Below are 26,209 nucleotides of genomic sequence, written 5' to 3' on the forward strand. Positions count from 1 at the left end.
ACTAATAGCATTGTCTATTGAAATTTTTTCTGCTGGAATCGATTGATATATTTTTTTTGAATTATTTTATCTAACGGATTATGAAAATGATAAGAAATAGCTTATTGATGTTGATCTGCATTTCGGTTGGCCTGTTACAGGGGTGTGCTAATATAAAAAAAACAGATAGTGCATTAATAAAAAAGGAAGTTAGTCAAAACGAACAACCAGCCCAGGTTCCTGCTTTACAGCAGTGTATCCAGGATGCGGATGCTCTGGTTAAGCTAGATAGTAAGTTTCAGAAGGACTCAAGCGAGCTGTATGGTTTGATCAGCGATGCTAAGTTTTATGCTTCTGTTTCAGGCCAAACGTCGGCCAGTGTAAAATCAACAATTACTCCGCTTTTTGAATATAAGATAAACGATAAGTGTAATAGTATTTCTCAGAAATTAATTAAAGAGTTTGAAGCCCGGGCAAGAAAAGCTGAACTTAGCAATGGGTTGGCCAGATGACATACCGCAAGGGGAAACTGAATATATACAATCTTAGCACTCTGGCGATTGTATTGGCTCTCTCTACCCTTTTTGTTGTTCTCCCTGCTCATTCTGAGGGGGGAGATTTCCTTGATAATATATCGAAACTCGAAATAAAAAATCCGTCGGCCTCAGAAGAATCAACTTCGGTTAATCAAGAGAAAGATAATCGCAGTAAAAAAGTGCCTCTGAAGCAGGAAACAGCCAGAAAGAAAATAAATCAGAATAATAAAACTGAAGCTACGATAACTGCCCTTAAGAAACAGAATGCGGAACTGAGCGCTGCGGCGAAAGCGGCTGAGAAAAAACGGGATGAAACGACGCGTGAGCTGTCGGCACAGATCGCGGCGCTGAAAGCACAGATTGCTCCACAAGACAGCGCCCAGAAAACCAGTCTTGACGCCTTGACGAAAAAGAATGCCGAGCTGACCGCTGCCGTCGAGGCCGCGCAGAAAAAGTTGGATGACACGACTCGCACGCTGTCGGTGCAGATTGCTGCGCTAAAAACGCAGAGTGCCCTAAGAGCACAGAATGCGCAAAGTGAAAATGGACAGAAAAATACCATCAGCGCGTTGACGAAAAAGAATGCTGAGTTGAGTGTGGCTGCCGATGCGGCGCAGAAAAAGCTGGATGAGACTACCCGCACGCTGTCGGCGCAGATTGCCGCGCTGAAAACGCAGAATTCCCAGGGGGAAAGTCAGCAGAAAGTCGCCCTTGAGGCGCTTACGAAAAAGAATGCCGAGCTGACCGCCGCCGCCGAGGCTGCTCAGAAAAAGCTGGATGACACTACCCGCACGCTGTCGGCGCAGATTGCCGCGCTGAAAACGCAGAATACCCAGGGTGAAAGTCAGCAGAAAGTCACCCTTGAGGCGCTGACGAAAAAGAATGCTGAGCTGACCGCCGCCGCCGAGGCTGCGCAGAAAACACGGGATAACACCACCCACTTGCTGTCGGCACAGATTACTGCTGCAGATACGGCGCAGAAAAAATATGATGCTTCGATACTTGCTTTAAACGAAAAAAATCAAAAATTACAGTCAACACTTGATAGCTTATCTATAAAAGAAAAGGTTATAAATTTTGTTGATAAAAGTAATAAAAATGCCTATGCATTAGGCGTTTTCTACCTCACTCAGGCGCTATCAGATGTGAATAAAATGGCCGACAATGATGTGAAGCTGACACCCTCAGCGTTGGTTTCAGGGTTTAACGATGCTTACAATAAAAAACTTAAAATTAAAGAAGATGAAATAGAGCGTATCGTTAATACTCTTAACGGTCAAATGTCATCAAGATATGTTGATATCGAAAAAAGAATCATGGCCAAAATTAAAGGTAAGAAATATGAAATCTTGCCTAATAGTGTTTATTTTGTTGTTGAGAAGAAAGGGAAGGCCCAGTACAAAGCTAACGAGTCTTTGTCTATGAATATACTGGAGAAAAAGCTTGATGGTACGCCTATATTGAATACTATGAATTCAACGTTTGTGAACAACAAAGATATTGATCCTCTTATAGGTAAAGTCTTGTTATCAGGTCTCAAAGGTGGGATTGTCACGCTCTATGGTCAGGCAGGGTCGCTATACAGTACTCCCCCTGCGGAAATTAATTCTGATACGTTGGTGTCGATTACTTTTGAGTTAATTCCGTAGATAGATTAATAATGGGTGAGCTTTTATCCGGTGCTTCTTTCGACATTCTTCGCAATCCACTCCCTGTCTTTTACCTGCTCGGTTTAGGGCGTAGAGAAAAAAATCCTTCACCCTCGAGGGTGAAGGACGATGTTATTAGAAAATATTCACTGTGTAGCCGACAATAAACTTCACGTCGTTACGATCGGTTTTATAGTTGCTATCCGTGGTGCGCAGGAGGGCGGGAAGCAGTGTCAACGACAAACCTTTCGCGGGTCCGTCAGCCACCTGGTAGCGGGCCGAGAGATCGACAGATGTCATTTTCCCATCATACTGGCGTTCCCCCCGGGTCTTACTAACATCTGTGACGACATGCCAGCCGTAGGTGACTGAGCTTCCCAGCGTTAATTCCGGCAACCGGAAGTCTGCCAGGTTGTAGCTTAAGCCCAATCGAACCGCTTTTGCTCCTGAAACGTTGAAGTCTTCAAGCTGTGAAAGCGTCGGTTGATAGTCACGCTTGTCAGAGTTTGCCCATGGCGTTAAGCGGAAGTTGTAATCTCCGGTATGGGGGGCATAGTTCTGGCTGTAACCAAGAGACCACACCGTATTGTTATGGCTCAGATTGAAGCCGACGCCGACATAATATTCAGTGGCAGGATCGCTGATTCCGGACAGTTTCTCGTTATAACGTGCTCCCTGGTAAAACAGCTTGCTGCGTAGGGAGAAATCATTAGACAGGCTATCGTTACGCTCAAGCTGTGCCTGCCAGTTCCGCCGGTAATCTTTACCTTCGCCATAACCGACATCTAGTATCGTGTTACCCAGGTTATACACTGCGCCCACCGTGTGAATGTAATCGATGGTTTTGCCCGCTTTGATTGTCGTACCGTTGTTATCAAGTCCGGCGGCGTTGTTCTGATGCCATGTGGTGGTCATCGGTTTAAAGTCGCGGCTCCAGTCGTTTTTAAAGCGATCGGCCCATGCGTAGGTGAGTTTGAAATTATCGAGCTTCAACGCGCTGTCGAAACCGCGGAAGGCGTGCGGATTCAGTCCCCAGCTGCTCTTAATCGTCCCGGAGTTAATGGGGGTATAGCCAGCAGCGAGCTTAAAGTTTATATCCTCTTCACCCAGATTCAATTTGAGAGCAGCGACAGACACGGCCATGTATGATTTCTCACACGGGCTGAACTGACCAGCCTGACCACATTGGTAGTCGTAATAAAGAATTTCTGATTGGCCAACGGTATTACCCAATTTAATATTTGCATTCCCCCAGAAATCGAACCCGATAACGTCTTTGTAGTAGCCGGAAATGTAGCTAAGAGCAACATTACCGGTTTGGTTTTTAATACCAGCAGGCCCAAGGCCATACTTACCCGTAGTGGGATCTTTAACGGCACGGTGCCGAATATACAATGAAGTATTAATATCTAACTTACCGTCATCGTAAAAAGCCTTCTCAAATAAGGACGGTGGATCATAATCCATCTCCTCAGCAGAAAAAACATCAGGAGAAATTAAAAATAAAAACGGTGCGCACAGAGAGGCTCTGAGTTTCATTGTACTCATTATCTTCACCTTGTAAATTCTTGGTAGTAGGGAGAGGTAACTAACTTTTTATTATTAACGGTTTTTTATTAATTCAGGGATCCTTTCTCCGTATTGTTCTAATAGACCTTCATTATGCTGGTTAGCGTTATCGATATTGCCGCTTAAAAATATCGGTAATTGGTGAGTGTCATGGCTCAAATTGGCGATGGTCTCGGCGAAAAGAGCATGAATAATAAATATTCCGGTCATCGATGAAACTGGTGCGAATGGGGTGGTATGACCAGAAAGTGAAAGTACGGCATCACCAACGGGCACATGATTATCAATGGCCAGATCTGCACAATCCCGTAGGTAGAGGCCTTCTTTATGCTTTGAGCGCTGAGTATCAGCATAAATAAAGCTAGTTATCGCCAGAGTAAAAGCACCCTGTCGCTTACCCCATAATACCGCGTCAATGGGGGCCGGATTAATTCCCGATGTGGAAATAACAATTAATGCATCCTTTTCTGTCAGGTCGTATTTATCAAGGAATGTTTTAATATAGTCATTCTGTTTTTCATAATATGATGAGGCAGCGGCTCCCTCATGTAGCATCAGTGGCTCGATAAATATCGGTCTGACGGGCGCAATTCCTCCTGCACGATAAAAAACATCTTCTGCAAAAATGTGGGAGTGTCCACAACCAAAAATATAAACGATGCCACCCTGATTAATAACTTTGGCTATTTTACTGGCGGCAGTAGCGATTTTTTCATTTTGTTCAAGAGCGATAGTGCTAAGTTTTTCTTGTACAACATTTAAATATTGTTGGGTTATTGTCATATCCAGTATCCTGACCATTGTGGATGATAGAGTCGGTACAACGCTTCCATATAGAAATAGTCGCCCCAGAGATTACATTCATTAATACCTTTACCTAAGGCGTAAGCGTAGACACCATGTTTCAGCAGCCCTTCACAGGCACTGTCGTTACTGGCAGACGCCTGAGTCATTAAAGCCTGCAAGAGTTGACGGGCTATCTGGTCGTAATGTGCATCAGGGAGATGCTTGTGCGCTTCCAGTAAGCCACAAATGGCGATGGCTAATGCTGAACTGTCTTTCGGCGCATCGTCCTGTCCGACCAGGATAAGATCCCAGGTAGGGACGCCATCGGCAGGGAGATGATGGAAAAAGTAATCACAGGCTTTCTGCCACAGGGCATAGTGTTGAATTTTTCCGGTTGCAGACCAGTTCAGCGGGATCCCCAGAATCGCCCAGGCTTGCCCGCGCGCCCAGCATGACTGGTCGCTGTAGCCCTGGAACGTTTTGCCATATGCGGGTTGCCCGTTGGCGGGATCAAAGTAAAACGTGTGGAATGTGGAACCATCTGCCCGGAAAATATTGTTAATGACGGTCAGATAGTGGCGCTCTGCCACCTCACTGTAATGCTTCTTGCCGCTGATACTAGCCGCCACATGTAGCAGAGGAAGGTTAATCAGTGAATCAATGATCAGGCGATGTTCTTGTGGGTCCGACAATTTGCCCCACGCCTGAATAAAACCGGCATTGTCATGAAAACGTCTAATCAGCAGGTCAGCTGCCGCAGTAATCAGCGGTTTTATCGCGTCACTACCCGTGAGTTTCCAGTACGCGACAGCCGACAGGCTGTAGAGAAAGCCGATGTCGTGATGATCGAGTACGTGGTGTGCGGTTAGGCGAGCCCTGAAACTGGCGATATTGCGTTCAATAACGCCGAGGTATGTTGATTCGCCGCTGAACTCCCAGGCTATCATCTGCATCCCGGTCCAGAAACCGTTGGTCCAGTCGTTATTCTCTTTCAACACATAGCGGTTATCCGAGGTGCAGGCAGAAGGGAACTTATCACCAAAGCGTTCGGCATTTCGTGTGAGTTGACGACCTATTGCGTTCAGCTCATCCCGGCACTGCTCGGGCGTGATAGCAGGAAAGGGCAGTGATGCGCTGATGAATGGTTGATGCTCTTTCATTATTTGCCCCCTAGAACGTAAATACGCGCTCTTTATATTGTTTCATGAGAGCGTCGTTGTATTCTTTGCCGCCGGGCAGGTTGATGCTGCGCATGACCGGAGGTTCGATACCTTGCTCGAGTAATAACTCAATACAGCGAATGACGACGTTATTGATAATGAATGCCGCAGAAAGTGATGACACCGGTCCGGTCATTATCTTGCCGTTATCCAGATCCAGCGTGCAGTCACCGGCAGGGCAACCGTTATCCAGAATGACATCCGCATAGTCTCGGATACTTTCCGTTGTTGCTTCAGATTCAGCACTGTGGCGGGTAATGACGATGAGTTTGAGGTTCTGCTGTTTAATTTTTTGTGCCAACTCAACGTGTAAAGGCTTGGTGCCGGAGTTGGAAATCATGACAAAACAGTCTGCCTCGCGTAGATCGAGTAGGCCAGCGAAGACATCGCCAATCCCTTTAAGCGAGTCAAACCAGCCCGTTGGCCCATAGAACTGATCGATGGCTTTGGTGTTGACCAGCCCGCCAGCCCGCCCGGCTAGCTCAACCGCTGCGGCAAATGAGTGACCCGAACCAAAACCATGGATGATACCGTTGGCTTTCACGCACTCGGCAAACAGTGCCGCTGCCTGCTCTATTTCTGCATTCTGGGTGAGCAGTACGCTATCCAGAGTGGTTAAAACATGCTGATAATATTGTTGCTGATGTGGAGACATTCCCTATCCCTTATCGTTTTTCAAAAAAGCACTGATGCTGGTGTCTGGTTCTTCCGGTGTCATTTGCGCCGTTACGTTGACGCCTTTTGCCTGGAGGGCACCGATCGCCTGGGCTTCAATATCACTGACGCTCACTGAGCGCTTGATCTGACGGCGTCCTTCTTTGTTCGACATGTTACCGATGTTCAATTGGGTCAACGCGATACCGCTATTCACCATTTGTAGGGCAATTTCTGGGGTTTTAAGCAGTACCAGAACGCGCTGGCCATCGTAATTTCCAGCGAGAATATTGGCACTGGCTTTCTCAAATGACAGGATAGAGGTATTACAGCCTTCAGGGGCTGCGCTGCGAAGCAGCATTTTCTCTACATCGTTCGCCGCGACCGCATCGTCAATGATCATAATACGATTAGCATTAAAGTGACTTACCCAGCGGGTAGCGACCTGGCCATGGATCAGCCGATCGTCGACACGAATATGTACGATACCTTTCATGGTTATCTCCTAAGATAATTACGTTTATTTAACCGAGAATATTCAGGTTATATCCGACGATGCCGAGGGCAATCAGAATGAAAATCACCCGTGTTGAATTCATTTTTTTGAGACCCAGCAGCCAGTAGGTGAATGCCACTACCAGCAAAGGAATAAGCCCCGGCATTATCTGATCGGCAATGGACTGAAGCTTCAGAGAGACTTCTCCGTAGCTGAACTCAAAGTTAAGTTTCGCCTTTACCACTGAAGGGATGAGTGCCCCGATGACGGTGAGTCCGAGAATGTTGGCCGCTCGGGTTATTCTATTCAGGCTGTTGGTCAACGAACTCAACAGATTAACACCTTCCTGATAGCCCTTATTGATGCTAAAACGCATAAACAGGAGACGAACCAGGGCAAACAGCAGCCAGAGGATCAGCCCCACCGGGTTACCCTGCAATGCAAGATAGGAGGCGACCGAGCCGATAATCGTGGTCGGAATAACGAAGAACAAAGTGTCGCCAATACCTGCCAGAGGTCCCATCAGGCCGGTCTTAATCCCGGTAATGGCATCTTTTCCCGCCAGACCCGTTTGTTCTTCGAGGGCAATATTTACCCCTAGTATTCCCGGCGCCATGGTGTTGTTGGTGTTAAAGAATTGGCTGTGAACTTTTGCCGCTTCTTTTAGCGCCTCTGGCTGCGGATACTTTTTCTCCAGGAATGGGTAGATGCTGAACAAATAGCCCAGACCCTGCATTTTTTCGTAGTTCCATCCAGATTGACCAAACAGAAACCAGCGCCAGAACACCCGTTTTAAGACTTTATTCATCACCCATTGCTCCATTTGTAGAAGGGACGGTAGATTGCGTTTCCTGTTTCTCAGCATTAAAGACGTAGATGGCAATCGCCAGACCCATCAATGCCGCGCCGAGTACCGGTATGTTGAGATACGCGGCGAGAAAGAAACCCAGGATCAGGAACGTGACATTCTTTTTGATGGGCAAATAGCGCAGAAGGATAGCGATACCCAAGGCAGGCAGCACGCCGCCAGCGACTTTCAGACCGTTCATGATGGAGTCCGGGATCCATGTCACTACGTCGTTGACAAAGGTGGCTCCGAGAATCAACGCCAGCAGGACGGGGAGCATTCGCGATAGAGAGATCGGTACCTGACCGAGTAGGTTCAGTCTCGCCGCGGCCTTCACCTGACCCGTTTCGATTAGCGCATCCGCTTTGTGGTGAATAAAGGTGTTAGTGAAACGAGCCAGAATATCAAGCTGAACCATTAGCAGGCCAATAGGCACGCCTATAGTCGCCCCAAAGGCAGCACCTTGACCGCTGATGATAGCAAACGCCGTCCCTAGTACCGCTCCGGTCATGTAGTCGGGAATAGAGGCGCCGCCAAAATTGCCCACGCCCAATACCAGCAGGTTTAACGTACCTCCGACAATTAACCCCGTTGTCATGTCCCCCATTATCACCCCGGCAAAAAAGCCAGCCATGCCGGGTTTAACTAAACCCAACGTGGTGTTATTACCGTCATAAATTGCTAATCCTGAATAGAGTGTCAATAATACTATCTGCCAGACCGCTATATGCTCCATATTTATTCATCTCCATCATCGATATTTTTGATAAGTGATGAACGCTGTAAATGATGAATGCCATCACATGCAGTTTTCATTATTTCATCCAGTATGCCAGGGGTGATCTCATCATCGATCACCATAACCATTTCGAGTATTAAATTTAAATTCATTCCTGACAGTAGAGTGATATTATCCCAGAGGCTTTCTTTAGCAATGATTTCCATTGCGATGTTGTAGGGAGAGCCATTTTTCAAATCTGCGAGGATAATTATTTTTTCTTTTTTCGTGTTCAGGGTGGTGATCTTTTTTGTAAGCTCTTCTTTAAATACGTCAATTCCCTTTTGGCTATCGAGTTCAATTACTTGAAGGTTGGGTTGCGGTCCCAGGATCAATTCTGTGGCCTTTCTGGCACCGCTGGCATAACCGTCATGGGATATTAATAATAGTTGATTCATCCTGCCCCCTTATCTGGTGTTCTGATTTCGATATAAAATGACTCGAAACGTTTGTAGGTTTCAATGTATTCAATGACCCGCGCTTGTTCATCGTAGGTATAGCGCTTCATGACTATCACCGGTTGGCAGGCAGAAAGTTCAAGGTGTTTTTGCATTTCTGTCGCAACATCGGTTATTGCACATATTGTTTGACGGTAGGGCATGGCGTACATATCCAGGCCGTGATTGACTTTAAAAGCCTCATAAATTGAATTAAGCGCTGAGTTATTGACCATCAATTTGCTGTCAAAATAACGTACCGGGATATGTGATATTTGAAAGGCATAAGGTTTTCCACTATCTAATTTTAGTCGGGAAATTCGATAATAACTTTCATCAGAATTAAGCCCGAGTTTTTCCTGGATAGAGGAATCGTTCTCAGTCGTACAGTCAATGATTTTTACCGACTGCATTCCCTTCATATCGCGGTCTGATTCAGAAAAAATGATACTTTCATTACGTTTTGCTTTAGACACGAAGGTGCCTTTACCTTGATAGCGAATCAGATAGCCTTCATTCACCATTTCGTGAATTGCCCGAATCACCGTGGCGGAACTGACGGCGTAGCGTTCTTTTAATTCAGACTCGCTGTAAAATTTTTCTCCTGGTTTAAATGTGCCATTTCTTATTTCATCTACCAGGGCCGCTTTTATCACCAGGTATTTCGTTGATTGTACAGTTGCTTTCATTATTTCGCCGGTATCTGTTGTATTTAATTTTGTAGGCTTACGATACCTGCATGGATTTGTACAATCAACATCCCAAATCAACTTAACCGGTTAACCTGTTAAGTTATTTCCTGGAATGTGATGTGCTTCGCATAAGGCGGTATGTTAATCAACGGGGGCAGATCGCTTACATTATCTGCTCTTTAATAAAATCACCCCACCACTGCATCATCGGGCGAGGTTGCTCAAGATAATCACTTCGGTTAAAGGCGCGTCGTACCTCGTTTTTATAGGCATGCGCAAGTGCGGCCAATTGTAAGCACACCCGTTTTAGTTCCACGCACTTTTTGAGATTTCCGGGGTTTCAGCCATCAGCCGGCACTCTTCCGGTGTCAGGTTATTCAGGGATTCGTGGGGGCGCTCGCCGTTATATTCAGCCAGCCAGCGCTCTGTAATTTCCCGTGCTTCATTCAGTGTTCTGAACAGATAAAAATCCAGTATTTCTGTCCGGTATGTCCGGTTGAACCGTTCGATAAAGGCATTCTGCGTTGGCTTGCCGGGCCTGATAAATTCCAGCATTACACCATGCTCTTCTGCCCATTGTGCCAGTGTCAGCGAGACCAGCTCCGGGCCGTTATCCATCCGCATCTTCAGCGGATATCCGCGGTTTGCCACGATCCTGTCCAGCACTCTCACGACCCGCTGCGCCGGGATATTCAGGTCAATTTCGATCGCCAGTGCTTCGCGGTTAAAATCATCCACCACGTTAAAAGTCCGGAAGCGTCTGCCGCACACCAGCGCATCGTGCATAAAATCGATGGACCAGCTCTGGTTCATCGCCTCTGGCGTCGCCAGCGGAGCAGGATTGTGCACCGGCAGACGCTGTTTTCCCTTACGGCGAAAATTCAGTTTCAGCAGGCAGTAAATCCGGTGAACGCGTTTATGGTTCCAGGTGTTACCCTGCCTGCGCAGCACCTGAAAAAGCTTCTTAAATCCGTAGCGGGGATAGCGTTCAGCCGCCTCTGTCAGCTTCTGGATCACCGGTTCATCGCGCCGGGTATCGGGCTGATAAAAATATACCGTCCTGCTCAGCGATAATGTCCTGCACGCCTGGCGAATGCTCATGGCAAATTGTGCCGTCAGATAGCTGACGAGCTCCCGCTTTATCGCTGGTTTTAAAGCTTTTTTTCGATAACGTCTTTCAGTGCACGGCACTCGAGACTCAGGTCCGCAAACATCTGTTTAAGCCGGCGGTTCTCGTCCTCAAGATCTTTGATTTTTTTGATATCAGCGGCTTCCATCCCACCATATTTCGCCTTCCAGTTGTAGTAACTGGCTTCGGAAATAGCGGCTTCGCGACACACATCTTTGACGGTCCTGCCAGCTTCGACGGATTTCAGGACGGCGATGATCTGGTGCTCGGTGAATCGGATCTTACGCATAGCGATCTCCTCAGGGGACATAATCAGTATGTCGGAAGATCTCTAAAAGTGAATGGTTCGTTTTTCTGGGATACTTACAATCTGCCAAAAGTTCGATTTATTCAACAAGGCCCTTTCCACTTGTAATCTCATACAAAATTTCATCTTTTGCTATATCAGTTATAAAAATCCCAGTATATCATTTGCCTAATGACATCTGTCTTATAAGGACATGCCATACCCGTGTCCGACTTAATTGCTTGACTAAAATCTCAAAATTTATACTGAATAAATGCTCTATCTTAAGGAAATTATCAGTGAAGGTATCTGATTGGATTCAACAAAACATTCAACACTCAGCACCACTTGAACCTGATACACTCGAGGTAGTATCCGACTTCACTCTTATGTGGTCAATTTTTGAGGCTTCAGAAGCTCATAATGAGAATGTTGTAGATCGGATTGGGGTTCTTTCAAAACGAGTCGCAAGGGAAATGCCAACAGATGCGATCGACTCCCAGTTAGCATATTGGTCTAAACGCTATATACATGAAAGCGGTGAACCAACAGAGCATTTCCATTACCTATATTTTAGAGAAGCTTCGCAAATTGAGAAATCACTTGATGTACTGATAAATAAAGAAACTTCTTTTGAAGATAAAATAGAAGTGTGTCTCTTAATTGTCTATAGATATCGAAATAATTTATTTCACGGTATCAAGGACATCACGTTGTTAAATGATCAGGTAGAAAACCTTCGGAACGCAATTGAATTGCTACAAATAATTATGCCATATAGCGGGAGATATCTTTTTCTCGGAGCCTAATTAGCTATACGAAGCAGAGGAGTCTATTTCAATTATAATCTAAGTAGACTCACTTCCATAGATGCCTTGACTGGTCGATGGATTTCAGGATTTCGTTATGGATTCATTGGTCACCGGACGTAGGATAAAGCTCCTTATCTGCGTGGATGATTTTACGAAGAAGTGCCTGGCGGTCATTATTGCCTTTCGGATTTCAGGCGTGCAGGTCATGCATTTTCTGGACAGTATTTCGCAGTTTAAGTTGACCACTACAACATCAGGCTTGCGATGTGATGCTTTTTCGCAGCCACCACATGTCATTAAATGGCACGTATAGCGGTATTAGGTGCGGCCATTTAGAGGGATAATATTCATAATGTCTATATCGGCAAAATGGAATAGGTTTTTATTGACTCCGCAGAGTTAGAGAAATTACGCCTGTCAACACAAGTCATCTCGCCAATTAAATAATAATTGCCGCCAGTGTGTCCTTTTAGTTTTTTTAAAAAATCATTAGAAACTGTAAAATAAGTTCCGAGAGAGTTGCCTACACCAGCGTGATAAACTGGATACCACTGGTTGACCCAGTATCTCCAGGTTCCATTATGTATATTTCCGCCGAAATACTCTATGCGATAATCGCTTTGCCTAACGGAGTTAAAAGGTAAATCTCCTACGGAGTAGGTCGGTCGAAAATAACCTCTGATTAACCAGTCAATTTCCCATCTTCCAAAGGAGGAAGGCCAGCTCTTCTTTGCTAAAGGGAAAATCCCTTGCTCAGAATTTCGCATATAATCTATTGACTCAAAAATTGCCTTAGGATCGTCAATTTCAGAGTTTCGAAGTTTGACTAAAATAACCCTTAGATCAAGGCATATACCAGAGTGATTTCTTAGCACGGGGCCGTTGGCATAAAGTAATATTTCATCAGCAGAAGCGGAAAAATTTTCTAAATACCGTTCAAGTTCTTTCTGATCAGGCAAATGATCGTCTTTTTCTAAATCTTCTATTACGGGCCAATTGTATGGTGAGTCAGAAGGAGAAAGATTTACAGCAATAGAACCGAATGGTAAAACCTCTTGGGCATGTGCCAAACAAAGTTCGGCAGGTAAGGAGTGCTTTTGCATAGCATACGCTAATGTTCTGACAAAAGCAGATAAAATGGATACTTCTGCTCGCCATGAAAAACTACAGAAAATCTTGTCTTGAGGGTAAAATTGTTCACTTGCAAAGTTATGAGGTTTAAAAATATAACAAGCATGCGCGTTGTGGATTTGCTCCCATTCAAGGAAAAAATGCCTCAACAGTTGGATTTGGTATTTATTTTCGAGTTCATCGATAATGCCTATAAACCTCAATGCAAGGCCATTAGCATATTTTTTATATTTGTTCTTATTCGGTTCTAAGTCATCTGAAAATTCAGAGTAGAGAACCGAAAAATCATTCCTTCTTTCAATGTCTAAATCCAGAGAATATAGAATCTCATCAGAGATAAGAGAAGGGTGATGAATGCATTTGGTTATTTCTTCTTTAGTAAATGAGTGATCCTCGATAAGCAATAAAACAGATAGATAATCAATGACATCAACCTCATAGGGTTGTTTTTCCAGAAAACTCAGATACAAAGAACGAAATTTGATACTGGAGTCGTTTTGTAATAAAGCTGCTATCTGCTTCGCTGTTAGGAGCCTGGCGTATCTGTCGGGCCATTTAAAATGTAATAGAATTAGATGAAATGGAATGTTTTCGAATGATACAGGATCATCATACCAGTACAGTTTGGTCAAAGGAAGATGTGCAATATCGCCCTCAAGGCTAGTGACCATAATTTCAGTAATTTCGGTTGCCAGAGCGACCTGTCCAGCAGAGGCCAAATAAGTAACAAGGTGAGTGGAAGGAACTACTATATTCTCATCTCTCTGTAAGCTGGCAGAGTCTGGTGCCATCGTATCACGAAGAAGATTTTCCCATTGCTCGCTGTAAGTATTTCCATATTCTTTTAAGGCTTCTTTTGACCCTGATGAATAATAAGGATTCCAGCAGTTATTTAATTTTATATTTCTTACAGCCCATTTGTAAGCTGCTTTCCTGCCTTCGGTTTTTTTGCTCAACAAGAAAATATGGTGTAAGCATCGATTCAGTTCATAGTCTGATTTACTTTGATTGTAATAGTCGCTGAAAGAAGTGATAATCGTGCGGGCGTGGCCTTTATCAACCCAATAACCTATCCAGTTCGAAATAAATTCTTCACGAATCTGGTATGAAACTAAATGTAAGGCTGCAATAAAATCATTAAGATTAGCAGGTGGTATGGTGGATACACCAGGACAATCTGTAACGACATCTTCGTTAGTGGAGGAATACTCTCTTGGTTGTGGGGGCATACCTCCAAGAACTTTGCACTGCTCTTCGTAAATACCTTTCAGAACATCATTGTCTTTGCTTCTTTCATCTAATGCAGCCATTGCATCAACTGTTGTCATGCATCTAAGAAAAGAGTGCTCTGACTGCGTAGTAAGTGGAAATGTCTTTACGAAATTTTCAAAAATAAGATGTGTTCTATGCCAATTCTCTTCTGATAGATGATAGTCAAATTCGTCAACAAGGCGTTCTGGGTTGTGTTTCGCCAATAATTTTGTGAACAGGCTAGGAATATGTCGAATTTCTCGTTCTGAAAAATCAAATACATCAGTTGTAAAAGTTGCTACTCGTTTTAGCCAATCAGAAACTTGAGGGTAGTTGGAATCAGAGCATTCTTGTAACGCTTCAAAAACCTCATGTAAAGTAATGTCCTTTCTATGGCCATATCCGACTATATTGAATGCGGCACGTTCAAGAAACATTCTTGCTTCATTATACAGGCCTAAATTGGTTGCCAATTTTGCTAGGTCAAGGCTATCGTTGGCCAGCGTAGCAGTATCATCTCTGCGTAGTATTTCAGAATCAAAATACTTTTTAAACTCCTGAGCAATATAATCTTTAGGGAAATTGAAAATTGCATTTTTAGAGGAAATATCAAAAAACACCCTAGAATCCCACCAATTGCTCATTGATAGTGTATCAAACTGATTTATGTCAATATTTGAAAATGCTTTTATGGAGTTGCATAAAATATTTAGGTGAATGGCAATTCTTATTAAGGATTTTCGAATGTTGAATAAGATAGTATCGATTTGATAACCCATCAATAATTTATCTGGTTGTTCTAGTAAGTCAAATGATTCATACAAATTAGAAATTTCAAAATTGTGGCCTTCTTTTATATTTTTTGCAATTTTTGAGGCGGCATATTGGAATGTCGCCCAAGCATTATTGAGGAACCCCTGAATATCTGTGGGTGCAGTTAACTCCGGAGCATTAAATTCGGTTGATATTATTAAATTTACTATAAGATTTCTAAAAAAGTGCTCATAAAAAGGAAGGTGACGTGTATGTTCGTACTCAACAGGGCATTCAATTTCCTTAAGTTGGTCTATTTCTATGTCGTTTCCGGCTAAAAACTGATAAAGCAGATATATGCTTGAATCAGTGCTATCAAATAAGGAGTTTTCCTCATTGATAGTTACGCCTTCGATGCTTGCAGCCAAAACGACTTCGTCGCAGATTGCTGAAGCAATATCATCCGGGACGTCAAATAGAGATAAATCAACCAGTAAGTGTCTATGGCCATACTGAATGAGCAATTCGACAATTCGAGTGAAAGATGAAGCCTTGTCAATAAGTGTTTCATAGAAAGCATTTATAACAGCTAAGTCGGGATTACTATGGCTGGTTAGCGTATGAAGATAATCATCTACAAGGCTGTTCAATGTTTGATAATGATTAGAGTCATCTAGCCGAGCATAAAAGTGTACTCGACGAGAGATTTCATTGGTGCACGCATCTACTATTCTTTCATCTCTTCCTTGAAAATGCTTAGCAATAATAACAATTTCATTGTCCGGGATAATCCTTAGATTGTCCGCTCGCCAAAGAAGACCAAAATTATCGTGCGAGATGCTTAATGAGCAGTCCAGAAAATCGCTAAAATTCTGTATTTGAAACTCGGGCCCATTTAATAGCCTTGTTTTCAAAATTCGCAGTCTCAACAACTCAGAATATAGGTTTTGATCAAATGCGATACGTTCTGCAACACTGAATATATGTTCTATATGCTCTAGAGGATAACCATTGCAGAGAGATTGAACAAGCCAGTCCCTATCTACACCTTGAAAAAGTGGGGTGATATTCCCGAGGTTAGCTTCAATGATCCATTCCCAACCCCACCGCCAATACTCTGGAGCATGTGTATTGATCCAAATTTTAGAAATTCTATTTAACCTATCTCTTGATTGAACGAAGGCGTCTTTGCGTCTTAGGTATACGAATAGGCTGCTATGAAAAGGATATATCCCACTTAGTCTTTGTTCAATGAGGTGTTGAATTTCTGAAAAGCTGGTTTGGAAAGTTAGGCTATCTTCAAAACAGTAACTGATGTGTGTTTTATCAGGCCATGAAAAATCTGCATTTGCTATAAGCAGAAGAATTTCTTTTGCTCCTTCAGATAGTGATACCCATAGATTCTCATAATATTCATGAATATCGCCATCAGGACAAGTTGGTAGTCGTTCCACATCATATTTACTGATATTTTTATCTGCTAACTGCAAACTGTTTAAAGAGTAAATAATATGAAGAGGATATCCATGAGAAATGTCGAGTAGAGCCTGTGAAATTTCTACTATTTTATTTTGTTTGTGATATTTATTGCCTGCTACTTTTATTTCATTGTTCGATGCTATAAAGTCGAGTCTCGATTTTATAGCATCAAGCCCCATAGATGGAATATCTATCCAGGCATGTTCTCTTGGAGCTGAACGTAAGAGGGAATTGGGAAGATGCTCGTCGCTTATTGGTTGTGTTCCGAATAGCAAACAAACTTTTCCTTTAAAAGGGGTAATCCGATTAACTAAATGTTCGAGTTGGCTAATATCCGATCTTTCACGATAAACATGATCTAATCCATCAATAATTATAACTAGAGTTTTGCCATTTTCTTCAGCTTTAATTACTGCCTTGCTTATCCAAGCCTCTAGATGTTGAGAATCAAGTTTATCGCTATCGAAGTCATTGGGATAAAGTGTTCTAATCTGGCTTTGTAGTGAATGAGCTGCATTATTAAAAGCAATTCTGTCGCCAATAAACTGAGGGGATAAGTAATAATGATGTCGGATAACAGGCGTTTTCGATTCTATTAGCTGGTCAGTTAAAAAGGATAGAAAAGTACTTTTCCCCATTCCGGGTAATCCTGATATAACATGGCAGCCAGGGTTAGCTGTAGCGTTAAGAATTTCATTATGAAATTCATCTGATGGTGGTTTGTAGCCGCCAGGAATTTCAAAAAACTGAGAAATAGTTTTTTTGGAGCCGAGCGTTAAAATTTCATGTATATGCTTAAGGTAGATTTTGCCATCTGGTGCCGGTTCTCTTTTTCGTGAAGCCCAACGCTCAACGGTTTTTAATAACTGAAGCCAACTTTCTTCATTTGCGTGGTCTGGTACAAGCGAGTCACGTAGGTGCAACTCTAAATCATCAATTTCCTTTTGGCTATGTTCGAAAATAAGAGTTTCGAAAAAAGCTATGGACTTCTCTTCACTACCAAGTTGAGCTAATATTTTTGATTTGACGTCTTCCGGAACGAGAGAGTAATCAATTTTTTTATCTATTAGGCAATTTGATAAAACTTGGTCAGGTATTCTATTTGTAATAAGCTTAGCAATCGCTATTGTGCTGGAGGAACCGAACTTCTCTATATCTGCTGACCATTTTTCGATAAGGGATGTGCCCTTATCCTTCTTCTTGAGTAGCCAATCGAAATCTAAATGTAAATCGTCACGTTCAGAATCAATTGTAAATTTGACCTGATAGAGTTCATATTCTCCACTGGCTGTAAAGCAAATAACATCATCAAGGCTCTTAACATGATCAAGCCCTTGATTACCTTCTATGCTTATCCACTGGTATTTCTCTGGATCGTGAAACCAATTGATCAATGTGCGAATACACATAAGGTCTTGGTATGTGTATCCAACACGTGTTAATTGTGAGGGTTTAATTTTTGACGGTTTCATCAAAATAACAATCCATATTTTACGATCGCAACTTACTTAAACCTACTACTGAAGTACTTAATTTTCAATCAATTTTATCGAATACGTAAAGGAGAAACAGACAAAATCCATACCTATGTCCGTTTTTGGCACACACATATCTTAGGCTGTGCTAGGAAAGTAGCAATCAGCCCTAAGCTGAACTAATTAACTATTTTTGGTTAATTTTGCTTCGATTTCAACTCACGCACTGCAGAATGCGGTAAGCAACGCCCATGAATTATTGAAGAATAATCTCGACCAGTATCATCAGTTATCCGGCAAATGCACTCGAAAAGTTCTTCTGGAGTTGAGTTTCCATACAACCTTGCCAGATCAGACATTGAGGGGTTCAACATGTCTTCTATTCTCCGTGTTGACGAAATTAACATTAAAGAAACACTTTTTTGACAACGCGACTTTCTCAGCCGCAGGGGACTCGTCTAAGCCACTGAAAAGAATACACTGCAGGTCACTGGCAATTAACGCGAGCCTCAAGCCGAAAGCAATTGATATGTCCTTACACGAAGCTGACTATACGTGTGAGGATTCAGAGCTTAATCGGTTCTCTATTACCCGACACTGGGAGGACCTATCTACGTTCTCTTCTCCCTTCCCATCTTCAGCACCTCATAAAACGTCCCTCGCCCAAGCCCATCCGACGGCAATTCCTGTTCCTGAGCCAGAGCCTTCAGCTTTCGAAGTATCCGATCCGAAGCCGGTTTATCAGACGTACCATAACGCCCATCAGTCTCCTCTACCAAAAGCTGAACCAGTAGCCAGCAGAGTCGGGCAGTATTCTCCCGCGCTTTGTCGCGTTTATGCATCCCACGCTGGGAAGGTTGTGCTGAAGCCGTGAGATCCGGTAGCGCGTCGTCGCCGAGCGTCTTCAGCCACTTGCGACCACGACCGTTACGCGACAGTTTCATCACCGCCTTCAGGCTGCGGGCCTTAATTTCTGGCGGCGTGAGTTCGTCATCAATAAGCCGCCAGGCCAGCGCGAACATCTCATCGGCATAGAACATACGTTTGTTTGCAGGGGCGCTGACCATGCCTGTGGCTTTGATGGTGCGGCTGATGGCGTCGTGCAGGATACGGTAATTCTCCTGATGTTCTTCCGGCAGGGCATTTGCTGGTTGGGATGCATCGAGGCCGAGAAGCAGAAGGGCGAGATGCCGCGCTTCCAGCAGCGGCATATCACATTCCCGTTCAAACAGATTCTGACGAATGGGACTGGTCACATTATTCTCCTTCCACGATTTGCAGCGGTTCTTCTGCACCGAGCAGCGCCTGCCGTCTGGCGGCATCAACGTAGTTTCCCCACCACTGCATCAGCGGTCGCCTTTGTTCCAGATAGTCGCTGCGGTTGTAGGCCGCTTCGATCTCGTCTTCTTTCTGGTGTGCCAGTGCAGATTCCAGAACTTCACGGGGAAAATGACCTGCGCCCGCCGTTCTGGCGATGCTGCGCATGCCGTGGGCGACCAGCTCGCCGCCAAACCCCATTCGGATAAGTGCGGCGTTCGCGGTTTGCTGGTGCATATGCTCCAGTGGTTTGCGGATGCTGGGGAAAACCCACGGGCGATGGCGGCTGACGGGTTCCATAACCTGAAGAACGCGCAGCGCCTGTTTGCTGAGCGGCACCGTGTGCGAACGGTTCATCTTCATAAAGGTATCAGGGATACGCCATTCCGCTTTTTTCATATCGATGTCGCACCAGCGGGCGCTAACGGCTTCGCCGGGGCGAACCCAGGTCAGTAGCTCCCATTCGATAAGGCAGCGGGTTTCCTTGCGGATAGAGGCGTTCTGTAGCGCCAGCATCAGCCTGCCCAGCTCGCTGGGGTGAAGGGCGGGCATATTCTGCTTTTTCGGTTTCTTGAAGCGGGCGACCAGGTTGTCAGCCGGATTGAACTCGATGAGCTCTTCGGAGATGGCGAAGCGGAAGATTTCATTAAGCCGTGAGATGACTCGCCGCAGCGTTTCGAGGATGCCCTGTTCTTCCAGCGGGGTGAGGTGTTCCTTGAGCATCTTCGGGCGGATCTCGGTAACGGGTGTGTTACCCAGAGAGGGGAAGACGTGCATCTCCAGCGAGCGCCAGACATCTTTGGCGTGATCTTCGCTAAGATCGCTGGTCCGTTTCTTCTCTTTGAGCCATTGTTCCGCAACTTTTTCCAGCGTGCATTCATTCTGGATGCGTTTTTCTTCGGCTATTCCTGCTAAGTGTTGACGGGGATCGATGCCCTGCCAGAGCAGTCGTCTGTATTTCGTGCGAGTTTCGCGAGCCATGGCCAGTGTAACGACCGGGTAAGGGCCAAGGCTGGTTTTGGTGCGCTTTTTGGTGACGGGATGATAATACTCGAAATGCCAGGCCTTCCTCCCTGAAGTCTTAACCAGCAAGTACAGGCCTTCACCGTCCCGTAGCTCATAATCCGTGCTACGGGGCTTCGCGCCAGCGATCTCCACATTTGTTAAGGGTTTCAGTTGCTTAGGCATGTTTTAGCACCACGCTTTTTTAGCCCCACGATACCGTGGTGCTAAACATGGGGCCAAAAGGTCAAGATTCATACAGAGATCATGACCACACATGCAACAAAAAAGCCTGCAACTCGTTGAAGTTACAGGCTTTTTTAAGGTTCATGATGCATCATGAATGAATGTTTGGTGGGCTGGCGGAGTCTGAATGAATCATGTAACCATTTAAATTTAAATGATTTTAATGTATTCAACTTTCATTTGTGTACCTAAGCGTGTACCAATTATGGAATGTCATAGCATTCTTATCTATCTAAAGTTGTCGATTGCTCTTCCTCCTGATGATTTTTCTGTATCTACAAAGGCTAGAGAAAAAGTTTTTTTGGTGAAAACTGTTCACACTGTTCACTGAGAGTTTTTGTTATTGATTTTCATGGTGTTAGCGTGTGAATACTCGGTGAACAGTGAACACTTTACTGTTCACCTCCGCAGGTTGTAGGTGCAAGCGTTATAGTCTGCTGTGAGCGACAAAGCGGACATAGACTTAATGTCAGAAATGATATTTTCTAACACCAAATCGCCATTGTGCAGTGTGTAAAAAAGCAAGAAGAAAAACTCCGCTGGCGGTAAATCGCATTCGGGGAAATCTGCCTATACCGGAGTTTTACCGAATGGCGCAGCGGGACAACCGACGCTGAAAACTGGGGTGCTATATATGGTATGTGCGCCAGTAAGGGGCACCACATATGGTCCTCAGCGGCGCAGCGGGGCGATTCGGCAGAATTGGCATTTTTACCTAATAGAAATAATTGACGTCTGAAAAAGATATGTTATTACAGATAGGGGTTCACTTTGAGCCTGTCTTTTTTTGTAATCAGGAGGCCGTATGGCAGAAAAGAAAAGAATACTAAATGGCTCGAATCGCTCACGCGCAGCTAAAGAAATTAAAGCCCTGCAGCGTGCGCAAAAAGCTGGGATCACAATCCCGCAGATTGCGGAAGCGATGCAGCCAGCTGTAATGGAGCCTAACACGACAAATGGTCTACGCGAAGCGGCAGGCAGAATCGATCAGATGCTGGATATCGCTGCCGGAAAGACGGTAATTAGCGATGCTGTGGACTCCATCCTCAAGCCCTCTCCGGGCGGTGCACCTGCGGCTGGAGAACCAGAACCGGCAATGTAAGTTAATGAGCTTACTCAAAGACAGACCATCTTAGCCGCTGTGTAGGTTTGCAGCGGCTTTTTTCCGCTTTATAGGCGTTTTACCGAATGCCCGGACGGGAACATAAGAAACTGCTTGGCGGCAGCCTTATAATTGCCTGCAAATAACACGGTGCTGGATGGAGCAATAAGCTTTATTGCAGTACCGGGTTATCTGACAGGTGAATATTATCTGATAAGAAAATCTACCCAGAAAACTGATGGCTTTCGTCGTATAAGCATAAACCTGACCACCGAGATAGTTCACTTTAACGTCCGTTTCTGGCACTGAGCGGTCTGATCATTTTGGAGGGGAAAAAGTTTTTTCTGGAAAAACTGTTCACACTGTTCACTTGGTGTTTTTGTTTTTTATTTTCATGATGTTAGTGGGTGAACACTCGGTGAACAGTGAACACTTTACTGTTCACTCTGGCCGGTGTGCAGGTAAAAAAAGACCGGCAATGCCGGTCCGGGTAGGTTATGTCGCGGTGGGTTCGTCACACTTCGGCAGCCAGTCGGCGTTGCTTTCCTCCCTGAGGGCGAGATTGGTCTGCATGCCCTGATTTGTGCGGCGCTTCTCGTAATTCAGTCCGTACTCTTTCAGCATGGCTGAGAGCCCCTTGCCGAACATGGTCAGGCTGAGCGCATTTCTGTAGCCGTGGGCCTCCATGTACACCAGATAGGCGTGATACAGATACAGACGCGGCTGGCGCGGGATAATGTTGGCGTTCCCCATATACATTCCGTCCGGCTCCGGTAATGCCTCCAGATAGCCGCAAAAATCAAACGTCGGGTCAGCATCACGCTTGATGCTCAGTGCCTCGTCTGAGTTCTGCTGCGACTGGAGCAGGGCGCGGGCACTCATCGGGTCGCTGAACTGCTGCATTAACTGCCGCACAATCACAGCCAGCTCGCGGGCGATTTTATCCCTGAGCTGCGGGTCGCGTTCTTCCGGGGCTATCTGCTCAGGGAAGTGGATAATCACCCGGCGACGTGACACGCCGCCGCTGCGGTCGGTGAAGCGCATCGGGTTATTGTTCACGGCCAGAATCACCGCCGGAATATGCGTCGAGTACGGGTTCTGGTATTTCGGGTCGACCGACACCGCATCGCCGCCGGTAATGGCCTTAAGTCCGGCACCGTCACCACTCCATTTCTCCTGGTCAGGCAGACGAATGAGCGAGAAGCCAATCAGGGAAGCGCGCTTACGGGGGTCTTCCAGCGTGTCGATATCCGCCGACGTGGCGTTATCCTCTCCGGCCAGCATTGTGGCGATTTCGGCGAGAATACTTTTCCCGCTGCCGCCGGGGCCGGTGACTTCGAGAAAGAGCTGCCAGTCATAGCGGTTCGCCAGCACCATAAACAGCGCGGCCAGAATCACGTTACGTTTTGTCGGGTTGCCACTTGCCGCCCGGTCGAGCCAGCGCCAGAAGTTCGGCGCATGGGTCTCCAGCGTTTCGCCCTCCACCGGCGGGGTGAAATCCACGTCACACAGGGTGCGCAGCCAGTGCGATTTACTGTGCGGGCTGAATATACCTGAGCTGGTATCGAGCACCCCGTTGCGAAAACCAATCAGACGGCGTGCCGGTGCCTCCTGCTGGGGAATAATCAGCTTCAGGGTCTCCACCACCGAGGCAATTCTCCCCGACGAGAACGGGGCGCGCAGGCGCTGGAACAGTCCGGCCACGTCGCGGGCAAAATCAGACGGCGTTATCACCTTCCAGATGCCGTTTTCATAGCGGGACAGGAGCTGGCCGTTGGCGTCCACGGCCAGCGCTTCGCCGTAATGCTCATGCACCCGCATCGCCTTATCACTGGCGCTCATGGCGGTAAATTCCGCCTCGCTCATGGTGTCGAAGGGGCTTTGTGCCGCTGGCCGGATGGCGGCATAAATGGCTTTACGTGTGGTGTCCTCCCCCTTCAGCATCACCGCATCATTCCAGTCACCGAACACCGGCGGCAGGGCGACAACCCCCTCACAGGCCTGAGCGGCTGCGGTGGCTTTGTTCTGGCCGTCGCCGTTAAGGTCACGGTCAGCGGCGAGGATAATCTGACAGGCCGGGTGTTTCTGACGGGCCAGGCTCGCCAGAGAAAGAAGGTTCACCGACGACAGCGCCACCATGACGGTTTCCCCGGTCAGGTGATGCACGGTAAGGGCCGTTGCATAACCCTCCGCTATCCACAGGCGTTTTCCCGCCTGTTTCTGTCCGTCGATAAGATGGCATGCCCCTTTGACCTGCCCGCCCTTCAGGGTGCGCTTGAGCCCCTCAGCATTAATAAACTGGAGGTTAACCAGCACGCCGGACTCGTCATACAGCGGCACCACCACATCACCGGCACGGTAGGCCACGCCGCCGGTTTTGTGCGACGCGGTCAGCGTCAGACACTCACGACCTGCAAAGCCCTTGCGGGTCAGGTAGGCGTTGCCGGTGGCCGGGCGCGTTTTCTCCAGCAGTCTGACGGCCAGCGCGGCCGCTGCTTTGCGGTCAGCCTCCGTTCCGGCCTCTGCGGCCGCCATCACATCCGGGGCCACCGGCGACAGGTTGCCGGTGACGGCGTTCACCTTCCCGGCGGCCTCGGATGCCGATATGCCGAACACCTTCTCAACCAGTTTCAGGCCGTCACCGGCGCCGCACTGGTTACAGAACCATGTGCCGCGCCCCTCTTTATCGTCAAAGCGGAACCGGTCAGCGCCGCCACACACCGGGCAGGCCTGATGGCGGTTTTTTATCACTTTCATGCCCAGCGCCGGAAGAATGCGCGGCCAGTGGCCGCACGCCTGTTTTACGGTGTCCGTTACGTTCATTTTCATGGTTTTCTCCCTCAGTGCAGTACAGGCGATGTCAGATGGCGGGCGCAGAGCTCATCCATCACGGCGAGCCCGAGGAAGGACAGCGACGGGGCGGCTTTCAGCGGCCCGGCCTGCATCAAATCTTCCAGTAATGCACAGGCAATCAGACGGCCTTTTTCCTCGCCGTGCTGACGCAGATAGAAGCCCTCCAGCTCGGCGGCGATGGCGCTTTCCAGCGCATCGAGGGTGAGGTGAGGATAGCGGTGCTGACGTTCGCACAGGGTCAGCCAGGCACAGGCGACAGCACGGCGATACAGGGCGGCACGCAATACGGGCGGCAGAGGCGTTTTCATACATTGCCCTCCCCGGTCAGCCAGCGCTGGTTGCAGCGCTCGACCACGCCGTCGAGCTGGGCGGTCATCAGGTAAATCACGGAGGTAAGCTGCGACTGCTGAGTCGGGTCGCGGCGAATGGTAGTGCAGTCCTGCTCCTGCATCATCGCGCTGACAAAGTGGCCGACGTTGCGCAGGTGCTCAAGGCATTCGAGTTCTTTAATGCTGAGGGTGGTATGTTTCATGCGTGCACCTCCGCCACTGGCAGACGACCGGCAAACGAGAGGACGTAATCGCGAACGAGGGAAAGGCGTGCGGCGTGCTCGTCACCGGCAACGGTACGAAGCATACAGATACGGGGCTGACGGTCTGCGCGACGAACAGCGGCAAACACGAAGACAAATTGCGGGTGAGACGGGGTGAGGATCGTAGCCATAAGGGCAACCTCCATTGAGTAGCGGTTATCGCCACCACCGGAGCTGCAAATCTCATGGGTGGTGGCCCGAACAGGGTTTGCAGTACCGGCCTCAATGGATACCGGCCAGCCCGAAGGCTGCCCCGCCCGAACCACCATTATCTGACAGAAGCCACGGTGTAAACACCACAGCCCGAAAAATGGGTGTGTCTGAGCTACGACGTAAAAAAAGACGCATGGCGCGTCCGGTGTCGCCATTGAGTTACACGGGCTGCAAATCCCGGCTGTCGATTTTGCGACAGCAAGAAAACTATACCTGGAAACGGCGAAGGGAAGCAAGCCAGAAAAAGGGGCTTTTTGCGGAACGGGCATCATCATGCGTCATAGCCCCGGTTGCGTTCGGCGATACGGTCGACCATCCACCCGGTGATTTCCGACTGCGCCCACGCCACGTTTTTTCCGCCGAGGGAGATTTGTTTCGGGAAAGCCTCCCGGCTGATGAGGTCGTAAATCGTGGAGCGGGACAGCCCGCACAGATGCATCACCTCGGGCAGGCGAATAAAACGCTCCTGCACGGCATCAGAGACCGGCATCAGCGGCGCGGCAGGGGCAGAAGACGGGGAAGAAAAAGCGGTGTGCATCGGGCTACCTCATAAAGTCCATACAGTGCCGGTCGTGTCCGTCCGGCCTCGGGTAGCTCTCTATTTTGTGAATATTTTCTCTGAGGGCAACAAGTCATTTTGTAGTGGCCCACCACACAACAGAACGATTTTTAGACAGTGGCAAACGTTGGCCATCTTTTGGTAAACGTTGGCAAACTGGTGGCCCATTCCTGATTACTTTTATTTATATATTATTGGTTTTTAATCGCAAAAAAGACTAAATGAGCAGAACTTCGTCAAAACAGAAAGGTGAACAGTAGTGAACAGTCGGTGAACACTTCCATCCTCAACTGTTCACCACTTAACTTACTGTATTACTTATTCTTTTATTTAAAGTGAACAGTAGTGAACAGTTATATGTAAAAA

Annotated in this window: 22 protein-coding genes and 2 pseudogenes; 5 read left to right on the forward strand and 19 right to left on the reverse strand. The window is 46.7% G+C overall.

The window, feature by feature from the left end:
- The first annotated feature begins 86 nt into the window (after nucleotides 1-86).
- The gene (locus tag HV213_RS07580) at nucleotides 87-491 is read left to right on the forward strand and encodes a hypothetical protein (RefSeq protein ID WP_181485244.1); all 405 of its coding nucleotides are present in this window, start codon (nucleotides 87-89) and stop codon (nucleotides 489-491) included.
- Complete coding sequence (locus tag HV213_RS07585; RefSeq protein WP_181485245.1) at nucleotides 488-2,164, forward strand: coiled-coil domain-containing protein; 1,677 nt, start codon at nucleotides 488-490, stop codon at nucleotides 2,162-2,164. Before HV213_RS07580 ends, HV213_RS07585 begins: the two co-directional genes overlap by 4 nt.
- A gap of 135 nt (nucleotides 2,165-2,299) precedes the next feature.
- Here HV213_RS07585 and HV213_RS07590 read toward each other — a convergent pair whose 3' ends face one another.
- From HV213_RS07590 to HV213_RS07635, 10 genes are all read right to left on the reverse strand, one after another.
- Complete coding sequence (locus tag HV213_RS07590; protein WP_181485246.1) at nucleotides 2,300-3,712, reverse strand: OprD family outer membrane porin; 1,413 nt, start codon at nucleotides 3,710-3,712, stop codon at nucleotides 2,300-2,302.
- Between the two features lie 54 nt (nucleotides 3,713-3,766).
- The gene (locus HV213_RS07595) at nucleotides 3,767-4,516 is read right to left on the reverse strand and encodes an SIS domain-containing protein (RefSeq protein ID WP_181485247.1); all 750 of its coding nucleotides are present in this window, start codon (nucleotides 4,514-4,516) and stop codon (nucleotides 3,767-3,769) included.
- Nucleotides 4,513-5,679, reverse strand: coding sequence for a glycoside hydrolase family 88 protein (locus tag HV213_RS07600; protein WP_181485248.1), 1,167 nt, complete (start codon nucleotides 5,677-5,679; stop codon nucleotides 4,513-4,515). Before HV213_RS07600 ends, HV213_RS07595 begins: the two co-directional genes overlap by 4 nt.
- Before the next feature lie 10 nt (nucleotides 5,680-5,689).
- A complete protein-coding gene (locus HV213_RS07605; protein ID WP_181485249.1) occupies nucleotides 5,690-6,394 on the reverse strand; it encodes a sugar isomerase domain-containing protein in 705 nt (234 codons plus the stop codon).
- A gap of 3 nt (nucleotides 6,395-6,397) precedes the next feature.
- Nucleotides 6,398-6,889: a PTS sugar transporter subunit IIB gene (locus tag HV213_RS07610; protein WP_181485250.1), complete on the reverse strand. Its 492-nt coding sequence runs from the start codon at nucleotides 6,887-6,889 to the stop codon at nucleotides 6,398-6,400.
- A 28-nt stretch (nucleotides 6,890-6,917) separates the two neighbouring features.
- Nucleotides 6,918-7,697: a PTS system mannose/fructose/sorbose family transporter subunit IID gene (locus HV213_RS07615; RefSeq protein ID WP_181485251.1), complete on the reverse strand. Its 780-nt coding sequence runs from the start codon at nucleotides 7,695-7,697 to the stop codon at nucleotides 6,918-6,920.
- Nucleotides 7,690-8,472, reverse strand: coding sequence for a PTS mannose/fructose/sorbose/N-acetylgalactosamine transporter subunit IIC (locus HV213_RS07620; protein ID WP_181485252.1), 783 nt, complete (start codon nucleotides 8,470-8,472; stop codon nucleotides 7,690-7,692). The genes HV213_RS07615 and HV213_RS07620 overlap by 8 nt, the downstream gene beginning before the upstream one ends.
- A gap of 2 nt (nucleotides 8,473-8,474) precedes the next feature.
- On the reverse strand, nucleotides 8,475-8,912 hold the full coding sequence (locus tag HV213_RS07625; RefSeq protein WP_181485253.1) for a PTS sugar transporter subunit IIA: 438 nt from the start codon (nucleotides 8,910-8,912) through the stop codon (nucleotides 8,475-8,477).
- Nucleotides 8,909-9,640: a GntR family transcriptional regulator gene (locus HV213_RS07630; RefSeq protein WP_181485254.1), complete on the reverse strand. Its 732-nt coding sequence runs from the start codon at nucleotides 9,638-9,640 to the stop codon at nucleotides 8,909-8,911. Before HV213_RS07630 ends, HV213_RS07625 begins: the two co-directional genes overlap by 4 nt.
- Nucleotides 9,641-9,949: 309 nt before the next feature.
- Nucleotides 9,950-11,061 (reverse strand): IS3 family transposase gene (locus HV213_RS07635; protein WP_181485255.1). Its coding sequence is split into 2 segments (ribosomal slippage): nucleotides 9,950-10,809 and nucleotides 10,809-11,061, totalling 1,113 coding nucleotides; the frame shifts between segments, so codons are not numbered across the junction.
- Between the two features lie 296 nt (nucleotides 11,062-11,357).
- Here HV213_RS07635 and HV213_RS07640 point away from each other — a divergent pair.
- Nucleotides 11,358-11,867, forward strand: a complete 510-nt coding sequence (locus tag HV213_RS07640; protein ID WP_117077281.1) for a hypothetical protein — start codon at nucleotides 11,358-11,360, stop codon at nucleotides 11,865-11,867.
- A gap of 88 nt (nucleotides 11,868-11,955) precedes the next feature.
- Nucleotides 11,956-12,108 (forward strand): annotated as a pseudogene (locus HV213_RS07645) (IS3 family transposase); the annotation flags it as partial.
- 118 nt (nucleotides 12,109-12,226) lie between these two features.
- On the opposite strand, the gene HV213_RS07650 reads toward HV213_RS07645, so the two are convergent.
- The 3 genes from HV213_RS07650 to HV213_RS07660 form a co-directional block, all read right to left on the reverse strand.
- Entirely contained in the window at nucleotides 12,227-17,956 is a 5,730-nt protein-coding gene (locus HV213_RS07650) for an ATP-binding protein (protein WP_181485256.1), read from the reverse strand.
- A 614-nt stretch (nucleotides 17,957-18,570) separates the two neighbouring features.
- Nucleotides 18,571-19,215: a hypothetical protein gene (locus HV213_RS07655; RefSeq protein WP_181485257.1), complete on the reverse strand. Its 645-nt coding sequence runs from the start codon at nucleotides 19,213-19,215 to the stop codon at nucleotides 18,571-18,573.
- A gap of 1 nt (nucleotide 19,216) precedes the next feature.
- Nucleotides 19,217-20,464 (reverse strand): integrase domain-containing protein, encoded by a 1,248-nt coding sequence (locus HV213_RS07660; protein ID WP_032453750.1) that lies wholly within the window; start codon nucleotides 20,462-20,464, stop codon nucleotides 19,217-19,219.
- Nucleotides 20,465-21,329: 865 nt separating this feature from the next.
- Here HV213_RS07660 and HV213_RS07665 point away from each other — a divergent pair.
- Nucleotides 21,330-21,626, forward strand: a complete 297-nt coding sequence (locus HV213_RS07665; protein ID WP_079498167.1) for a hypothetical protein — start codon at nucleotides 21,330-21,332, stop codon at nucleotides 21,624-21,626.
- 495 nt (nucleotides 21,627-22,121) lie between these two features.
- On the opposite strand, the gene HV213_RS07670 is transcribed toward HV213_RS07665, so the two are convergent.
- The 6 genes and pseudogenes from HV213_RS07670 to HV213_RS07690 form a co-directional block, all read right to left on the reverse strand.
- Nucleotides 22,122-24,455: a primase-helicase zinc-binding domain-containing protein gene (locus HV213_RS07670; RefSeq protein WP_181485258.1), complete on the reverse strand. Its 2,334-nt coding sequence runs from the start codon at nucleotides 24,453-24,455 to the stop codon at nucleotides 22,122-22,124.
- 11 nt (nucleotides 24,456-24,466) lie between these two features.
- On the reverse strand, nucleotides 24,467-24,787 hold the full coding sequence (locus HV213_RS07675; RefSeq protein ID WP_002889897.1) for a DUF5375 domain-containing protein: 321 nt from the start codon (nucleotides 24,785-24,787) through the stop codon (nucleotides 24,467-24,469).
- On the reverse strand, nucleotides 24,784-25,011 hold the full coding sequence (locus HV213_RS07680; protein WP_041143824.1) for a hypothetical protein: 228 nt from the start codon (nucleotides 25,009-25,011) through the stop codon (nucleotides 24,784-24,786). Before HV213_RS07680 ends, HV213_RS07675 begins: the two co-directional genes overlap by 4 nt.
- Entirely contained in the window at nucleotides 25,008-25,202 is a 195-nt protein-coding gene (locus HV213_RS33490; RefSeq protein WP_249415948.1) for a host cell division inhibitor Icd-like protein, read from the reverse strand. The genes HV213_RS07680 and HV213_RS33490 overlap by 4 nt, the downstream gene beginning before the upstream one ends.
- A gap of 24 nt (nucleotides 25,203-25,226) precedes the next feature.
- Nucleotides 25,227-25,559 (reverse strand): annotated as a pseudogene (locus HV213_RS33545) (ash family protein); the annotation flags it as partial.
- The gene (locus HV213_RS07690; protein WP_181485260.1) at nucleotides 25,556-25,822 is read right to left on the reverse strand and encodes a helix-turn-helix transcriptional regulator; all 267 of its coding nucleotides are present in this window, start codon (nucleotides 25,820-25,822) and stop codon (nucleotides 25,556-25,558) included. The pseudogene HV213_RS33545 and the gene HV213_RS07690, both read right to left, overlap by 4 nt.
- Nucleotides 25,823-26,209: the final 387 nt, after the last annotated feature.

The sequence above is a fragment of the Klebsiella sp. RHBSTW-00484 genome (assembly GCF_013705725.1).
Classification (GTDB): Bacteria; Pseudomonadota; Gammaproteobacteria; order Enterobacterales; family Enterobacteriaceae; genus Klebsiella.

Bases quoted from the DNA above. Each gene is read 5' to 3' on its own strand.
- HV213_RS07580 (WP_181485244.1), top strand. From the start codon at position 87: ATGATAAGAAATAGCTTATTGATGTTGATCTGCATTTCGGTTGGCCTG.
- HV213_RS07585 (WP_181485245.1), top strand. From the start codon at position 488: ATGACATACCGCAAGGGGAAACTGAATATATACAATCTTAGCACTCTG.
- HV213_RS07590 (WP_181485246.1), bottom strand. From the start codon at position 3,712: ATGAGTACAATGAAACTCAGAGCCTCTCTGTGCGCACCGTTTTTATTT.
- HV213_RS07595 (WP_181485247.1), bottom strand. From the start codon at position 4,516: ATGACAATAACCCAACAATATTTAAATGTTGTACAAGAAAAACTTAGC.
- HV213_RS07600 (WP_181485248.1), bottom strand. From the start codon at position 5,679: ATGAAAGAGCATCAACCATTCATCAGCGCATCACTGCCCTTTCCTGCT.
- HV213_RS07605 (WP_181485249.1), bottom strand. From the start codon at position 6,394: ATGTCTCCACATCAGCAACAATATTATCAGCATGTTTTAACCACTCTG.
- HV213_RS07610 (WP_181485250.1), bottom strand. From the start codon at position 6,889: ATGAAAGGTATCGTACATATTCGTGTCGACGATCGGCTGATCCATGGC.
- HV213_RS07615 (WP_181485251.1), bottom strand. From the start codon at position 7,697: ATGAATAAAGTCTTAAAACGGGTGTTCTGGCGCTGGTTTCTGTTTGGT.
- HV213_RS07620 (WP_181485252.1), bottom strand. From the start codon at position 8,472: ATGGAGCATATAGCGGTCTGGCAGATAGTATTATTGACACTCTATTCA.
- HV213_RS07625 (WP_181485253.1), bottom strand. From the start codon at position 8,912: ATGAATCAACTATTATTAATATCCCATGACGGTTATGCCAGCGGTGCC.
- HV213_RS07630 (WP_181485254.1), bottom strand. From the start codon at position 9,640: ATGAAAGCAACTGTACAATCAACGAAATACCTGGTGATAAAAGCGGCC.
- HV213_RS07650 (WP_181485256.1), bottom strand. From the start codon at position 17,956: ATGAAACCGTCAAAAATTAAACCCTCACAATTAACACGTGTTGGATAC.
- HV213_RS07660 (WP_032453750.1), bottom strand. From the start codon at position 20,464: ATGCCTAAGCAACTGAAACCCTTAACAAATGTGGAGATCGCTGGCGCG.
- HV213_RS07665 (WP_079498167.1), top strand. From the start codon at position 21,330: ATGGCAGAAAAGAAAAGAATACTAAATGGCTCGAATCGCTCACGCGCA.
- HV213_RS07670 (WP_181485258.1), bottom strand. From the start codon at position 24,455: ATGAAAATGAACGTAACGGACACCGTAAAACAGGCGTGCGGCCACTGG.
- HV213_RS07675 (WP_002889897.1), bottom strand. From the start codon at position 24,787: ATGAAAACGCCTCTGCCGCCCGTATTGCGTGCCGCCCTGTATCGCCGT.
- HV213_RS07680 (WP_041143824.1), bottom strand. From the start codon at position 25,011: ATGAAACATACCACCCTCAGCATTAAAGAACTCGAATGCCTTGAGCAC.
- HV213_RS33490 (WP_249415948.1), bottom strand. From the start codon at position 25,202: ATGGCTACGATCCTCACCCCGTCTCACCCGCAATTTGTCTTCGTGTTT.
- HV213_RS07690 (WP_181485260.1), bottom strand. From the start codon at position 25,822: ATGCACACCGCTTTTTCTTCCCCGTCTTCTGCCCCTGCCGCGCCGCTG.